Origin of the sequence: Streptomyces sp. NPDC058964 (genome assembly GCF_042741275.1) — a bacterium.
Classification (GTDB): domain Bacteria; phylum Actinomycetota; class Actinomycetes; order Streptomycetales; family Streptomycetaceae; genus Streptomyces.
The window spans coordinates 1-6060 of the sequence record NZ_JBHYKH010000443.1 but is presented as its reverse complement, the minus strand read 5'-3'; the positions used below and the strand labels follow the sequence as shown (position 1 = coordinate 6060).

Below are 6060 nucleotides of genomic sequence, written 5' to 3'. Positions count from 1 at the left end.
CCCTTGCGCGGGTTGTGGGGGTTGGGTCTGTTTGGGGTGGGGGGGGGGGGGGGGGGGGGGGGCGCCCAACCCCCCCCCCCCCCCCACCGCCGCACGCCGGTTTCCGGCTACCAGGCGAAGGCCTCGGGGGAGGGCCCCGGACCCGGGAAGATCTCGTCCAGACCCGCCAGCAGCTCCTCGGACAGCTCCAGCTCCACGGCCCTGAGGGCCGACTCCAGCTGCTCGGCGGTGCGCGGGCCGACGATCGGACCGGTCACACCGGGCCGGGTCAGCAGCCAGGCCAGCGCCGTCTCGCCCGGCTCCACACCGTGCTTGTCGAGCAGGTCCTCGTAGGCCTGGACCTGCCCGCGGATGGTGGTGTTGGCGAGCGAGTCCGCGGCCCGTCCAGAGGCGCGCCGCCCGCCCTGCGCCTCCTTCTTGATCACACCGCCCAGCAGCCCGCCGTGCAGCGGCGACCAGGGAATGACGCCCAGTCCATACTCCTGCGCGGCCGGGATGACCTCCATCTCGGCGCGGCGCTCGGCCAGGTTGTACAGGCACTGCTCGCTGACGAGCCCGATGGTGCCGCCCCGCCGCTCGGCGATCTCGTTGGCCTGGGCGATCTTGTAGCCGGGGAAGTTGCTGGACCCGACGTAGAGGATCTTGCCCTGCCGCACGAGCACGTCGACGGCCTGCCAGATCTCCTCGAAGGGCGTCCGGCGGTCGACGTGGTGGAACTGGTAGAGATCGATGTAGTCGGTCCGCAGCCGCTTGAGGCTGGCGTCCACGGCCCGCCGGATGTTCAGGGCGGACAGCCTGTCGTGGTTGGGCCAGGCGTCGCCGTCTGCGGCCATGTTGCCGTACACCTTGGTGGCCAGCACGACCTTGTCGCGCCGCTCGCCGCCCTTGGCGAACCAGTTCCCGATGATGGATTCCGTACGGCCCTTGTTCTCGCCCCAGCCGTACACGTTGGCGGTGTCGAAGAAGTTGATGCCCGCGTCCAGCGCCGCGTCCATGATCGCGTGGCTGTCGGCCTCGTCGGTCTGCGGGCCGAAGTTCATGGTGCCGAGGACCAGTCGGCTGACCTTGAGTCCCGTGCGTCCGAGCTGCGTGTACTTCATGGTCCACCAGCCAACGGCTTGGAGTGCGCTCTATGCAAGCGCCTCGGTGTCAAGTCCCGAGTTCTCCTGCCACGCGATGCAGGGACATGACCCGGCAGACGGCCCGGGGCCTAATGGACGCAAGGCCGTTCGGTCTTCCTTCCCCCATCCCCGCCATTGCAGGACGTGCATTCCCATGACTCTCCGTACCCGATTCCAGCGCCATGCTCTGCTCGCCGCTTCGGCCGCCGTCGTCACCGGAGGCGTGCTGCTGCCCGGCAGCGCGTTCGCCGCCACCCAGGCACCGCCGCCACCCAGCCCCATCGCTGCAGCGCACTGGGTGGAGATCACCGACGCCCCGAGCGGCATAAAGGCCGAGCTGCCCGCAAAACCCGAGGTCCAGAAGTTCACCAAGGCCAAGGACGGCATCGACGGCCGTGTCTACATGGCGGGCAACGACGACCGGGTCACCGGCTTCGGGGTCTTCGACGTCCACGGAGCGAAGGACCTCAAGGACAACCTTCGGGCCTTCCTGGCCGGCTTCAACGAGGACTCCCGATCGCGGCGCGACGTGCTCAGCAGCACCTCGACCAAGGCGACCGAGGTGGACGGACGTCGTGCCCTCGACGCGCAGCTCTCCGCCGAGGACGGAACCGTCGGCTCGACGCGCATCATCGACGAGGGCAGCCACTACGTTCAGCTGGTGAGCATCAGCTCGAAGAAGGAGGCGGCGTCCATGGCCGGGACCCACCAGCGACTCCTCGACAGCCTCCGTATGCCGGCACGCGGGGACACCGGGGCCGCCTGAACTCCCGACGGCGGTCAGTCGCGGGGGAACTTGCCGGTGGTGAGGGTCAGGTCGACCGAGGTGCCGGTGAGGTCCACGACGCCGCCGAAGCCACGGAGAAGTCGCTGACGTAGTCGCCGTCCTCGGGCTCGGTGAAGAGGCGGCACCTGCCCAGGTACGGGTCGACGATCAGGTAGACGGGAACCGCCGCGAGGGCGTACGCGGTCTTCTTGGGGCCGTAGTCGTTCTGTGCCGTTCCCTCGGAGATGACCTCGGCGACGAACTCGACGTCCTGGTAGCGCCAGTGACCTTCCGCGTCCGTCTCCGCGGAGTCGCTGAGCTTGGCGACGTCCGGGCAGAAGCCGTTCTCGTGACCCGGGAAGTCGATCCGAACGTCCGAGAACACCTTGACGTCCATTCCGAACCGGTCTTCGAGAGCCTGCACGATCCGGCGGATGATCTGCCAATGGTGCTGCGCTGCGGCGTCATGTGGACGTTGCCCCGACGATCTCGACCCTGAATCCTTCGGGGACGGGCCTCCGCTCAAGGCGCTGGAACCACTCGTCCAGACGCTTGGTGTTCGCGTCGGCCATCTCGATCCCATCTTCCAGGACGGTCATCGTGGCGCTCCTCCACGGCCGCCCATGGACCTGTGCGGCCGCGCAGTACGCCGGGATCAGGCCGGCCTGGTCAGGCCACGTACGCCTGACCGACCCCCCACGCCTCCCACATGGCCCCCGCGAACGCCCCCGCGATGCGGTGCTCGCCGCTCTTGTTGGGGTGCGTCCCGTCGTACGTGTCGGCGTCGATGTCGTACGACTCCGGCGGCGACGCCAGCAGGATCGGTGACCGGGGCTCGTCGAGGTCGGCGACGGCCTTCGCGAGCAGGACGTTGAACCGGTCCACCTGCTCGGCGAAGGGCGGATCCGCCTGTGCCCGGACGTTCGGGATCACCGGGAGCAGGACCATGCGTATGCGCGGGTTGGCCTCCCTCGCCGCGCTCACGAAGGCCCGTACGTTCTCCGCGGTCTGCTCCGCGTTCGTGTAGAAGCCCAGGTCGATCAGGCCCAGGGACACCAGCAGGACGTCGGCCCGGCACTCGCGTACCGCGTCGCCGATCAGCGGGGCCATGTGCATCCAGCCCTCGCCCCAGCCGGCCAGATGGGCGCGCGGGAAGTCGGGGTCGGCGTACTCGAACGACGTCGCGCTGTCCGTCGACTTCTCGTACAGCGCCTCGCGCGGGCCCACCAGCTTGAAGGGGCGGCCGTACGTCGCGCACAGGTGCTGCCACAGCCGGTAACGCCAAGTGTGTTCGCCCGAGCTTCCGATCGTCATCGAGTCACCGACGGGCATGAACCTGAGCATCCGCTCATGATGGACGATCACGGGTGCGGGTGGGGTGTGAGGCCCACCACGTCCCCTCGGCATCGCCTCCGCGCCGCGTGAACATCCCGGCGGGATGGCAGGCTTGGGGGCATGCGTCGATCCTTCGCCCTCCTCGCCGGGGTCCTGCTCACGGGCGCCCTCACCGTGCCCGCCTCCGCCTCCGCCGGTGACGAGGGGTTCACCATCAAGGATCCGCGGATCACCGAGTCGAGCGGTCTCGCCGCCTCCCACCTCCATCCCGGCATTTACTGGACCCACAACGACAGCGACGACGGGCCGTACATCTACGCCGTGGACAGCCGCACCGGCAGGACCGTCGCCACCGTCACGCTCAGCGGCATCGGCTCGCCGCGTGACGTGGAGGCCATCTCCATCGGGCCCGGCAACCAGATCTACGTCGGCGACATCGGCGACAACCTCGACGGCAGCTGGCCGTACGTGTGGATCTACCGGCTGCCGGAACCCAAGGTCCTCAAGGACCAGACGGTCAGGGCCACGCAGTACGTGGTGAAGTACTCCGACGGCGCACGGAACGCGGAGTCGCTCGTCGTCCACCCGAAGACCGGCCGCGTCTACATCATCGACAAGAAGGAGAACGGCGGGCACCTCTTCGAGGGTCCGGCCCGGCTCTCCGCCTCGGGCGCGAACATCTTCAGGCCGGTCGCCGCCGTCGACCTGTGGGCCACCGACGCCGCGTTCTCGCCCAACGGCGAACAGCTGGCCGTGCGCGGCTACTTCGGTGGCATCCGCTACGACTGGAACGGCGGGAAGATCCAGCGCGAGGGCCGCCTGGACGTGCCCCTCCAGGGGCAGGGGGAGTCGATCACCTACTCCGCCGACGGCACCAAGCTCATGTACGGCAGCGAGGGCGCGGACAGCGCGGTGCAGGCGCAGGACGCGCCGGGCGGGGGCGGATCGGACAAGTCCCCGTCGGGGGACGGGAGCGGGAGCTCGGCGGCGGCCGGGGACGGGAAGGGCGGCACCAGCGACGGCTTCAAGGTCGGCGCCATAGCCGTCGCCGTGGCGGCGGCCGCCATGTTCGGCCTGCGGCGGCTACGCCGACGCCGCTGACGGAAGTGGGGGTGCCTGCGGGGCCGGGGCCGACCGAGCGTGGGCGCAGCCGACGGGGCTGACAGGACCGAAGCCGGCGGACGGCTGACGGGACGGGCAGGAGCCGGCGGGACGCGGCAGGGCCTCCGGGTGCCGCGGCCCCGGGAGCGAGTCACCCGTCCGGGTCTTCAGGCGCGGCGGGAGCCCGTCGGTACGGGCAGGCTGAGGGTGCTTCGCGGGACGGGGAGGGCCGACTGGTCCCGCACTCACACCGATGGGAGCACCCATGCGCGGTCATGTCCTGCGCGCTGTCGGGAAGACCTGCCTGATCGCCGCCACCCTGGGGCTGGCCGTTCCCACGGCCGCCGGTACCGCCCAGGCCGCGCCGCGACAGGCCCCCGCCTCCGCCTCGGCCGTCACCGTCCACACGCGCACCGTCGACCTGGCGCTGACCGGCCGGCTGCGGACGGGCGGCACGGAGGCGATCGACGTCACCGGCCACATCGCGGTCACCGTTGTCACCCGGGCGAACTCGGGCGGCGGCGGTACCGCCCAGATCATCAGCCGGTTGCGGAACACCACGGGCGTCGGCCGTACCACCGGCGGCGTCTACCGGTTCGTCGGCGCGGACCGCAACACCGTCGCCTGGCCGCCGGACCCGGTCGCGCCGCTGGTCGTCTTCCCCACGTTCCTCGAGCTCTTCCCGCCCGGCCCGATCGTCCCGCCCAACCCGATCGTGCCGCCGAACCCGATCCAGCCCGTCCGGGTCGCCGTCACCGTCTCGGGTACCGGCGACATCACCGGCATCGCCGCCAAGGTGGACGACGGCACGATCGACAACCGGTAGACCCGCCCGACGAGACGGACGAGGGCGCCCGGTGGCACCGGGCGCCCTCGTCGACGTGGCGCAGACGCGTCGGAGAAGGTCAGAGCTTCTCGATCACGTAGTCGACGCACTTCGTCAGCGCCTCGACGTCGGCCGGGTCGATGGCCGGGAACATCGCGATGCGCAGCTGGTTGCGGCCGAGCTTGCGGTAGGGCTCGGTGTCGACGATGCCGTTGGCGCGCAGCACCTTGGCGACGGCCGCCGCGTCGATCTCGTCGGCGAAGTCGATCGTGCCGATGACCTGCGAGCGCTTGGCCGGGTCGGAGACGAACGGGGTGGCGTACTTGGACTCCTCCGCCCAGCTGTACAGGCGGGTCGAGGAGTCCTTGGTGCGGCCGGTGGAGAAGGCCAGGCCGCCCTGCCCGTTGAGCCACTCCAGCTGCTCGTTGAGCAGGAAGAGCGTGGCGAGGGCGGGGGTGTTGTACGTCTGGTTCTTGCGGGAGTTGTCGATCGCCGTCGGCAGGGAGAAGAACTCCGGGACGTGACGGCCGGAAGCGTGGATCCGCTCGGCGCGCTCGATCGCGGCCGGGGAGAACACGCCGATCCACAGGCCGCCGTCGGAGGCGAAGGACTTCTGCGGGGCGAAGTAGTAGACGTCGGTCTCGGCGATGTCCACCGGGAGGCCGCCGGCGCCGGACGTCGCGTCGACCAGCACGAGAGAGCCCTCGTCCGCACCGGCGACCCGCTTGATCGGCATGGCGACACCGGTCGAGGTCTCGTTGTGGGTGAACGCGTACACGTCCACGCCGGCCTCGGCCCGCGCCTCGGGGTGCGTACCCGGGTCGGAGGAGACGACGGTCGGCTCGGCCAGCCAGGGCGCCAGCTTGGCGGCCTTGGCGAACTTGGACGAGAACTCGCCGAAGGTGAGGTGC

The 6060-nt window shown here is 70.3% G+C and carries 6 protein-coding genes and 1 pseudogene; 3 read left to right on the top strand and 4 right to left on the bottom strand.

The window, feature by feature from the left end; genetic code table 11:
- Nucleotides 1-107: 107 nt before the first annotated feature.
- Entirely contained in the window at nt 108-1100 is a 993-nt protein-coding gene (locus ACFW2E_RS36280) for an aldo/keto reductase (RefSeq protein ID WP_384473098.1), read from the bottom strand.
- A 175-nt stretch (nt 1101-1275) separates the two neighbouring features.
- Between ACFW2E_RS36280 and ACFW2E_RS36275 the strand changes: the two genes are divergently transcribed.
- Nucleotides 1276-1887 carry a hypothetical protein gene (locus tag ACFW2E_RS36275; protein WP_384473095.1) on the top strand — a complete coding sequence of 204 codons (612 nt, stop codon included), beginning with the start codon at nt 1276-1278 and terminating at the stop codon, nt 1885-1887.
- A gap of 14 nt (nt 1888-1901) precedes the next feature.
- Here the strand turns inward: ACFW2E_RS36275 and ACFW2E_RS36270 are convergent.
- Nucleotides 1902-2486 (bottom strand): annotated as a pseudogene (locus ACFW2E_RS36270) (Uma2 family endonuclease).
- Nucleotides 2487-2556: 70 nt separating this feature from the next.
- On the bottom strand, nt 2557-3231 hold the full coding sequence (locus ACFW2E_RS36265) for an SGNH/GDSL hydrolase family protein (RefSeq protein ID WP_384473093.1): 675 nt from the start codon (nt 3229-3231) through the stop codon (nt 2557-2559).
- Nucleotides 3232-3342: 111 nt separating this feature from the next.
- On the opposite strand from ACFW2E_RS36265, the gene ACFW2E_RS36260 reads away from it, so the two are divergent.
- Together ACFW2E_RS36260 and ACFW2E_RS36255 are read left to right on the top strand one after the other, a co-directional pair.
- Complete coding sequence (locus ACFW2E_RS36260) at nt 3343-4323, top strand: WD40 repeat domain-containing protein (protein ID WP_384473090.1); 981 nt, start codon at nt 3343-3345, stop codon at nt 4321-4323.
- Between the two features lie 265 nt (nt 4324-4588).
- Nucleotides 4589-5149, top strand: coding sequence for a hypothetical protein (locus tag ACFW2E_RS36255; protein WP_384473087.1), 561 nt, complete (start codon nt 4589-4591; stop codon nt 5147-5149).
- A gap of 79 nt (nt 5150-5228) precedes the next feature.
- Here the strand turns inward: ACFW2E_RS36255 and serC are convergent.
- On the bottom strand, nt 5229-6060 hold an 832-nt coding region (serC, locus tag ACFW2E_RS36250; protein ID WP_384473084.1), incomplete at its 5' end, for a phosphoserine transaminase.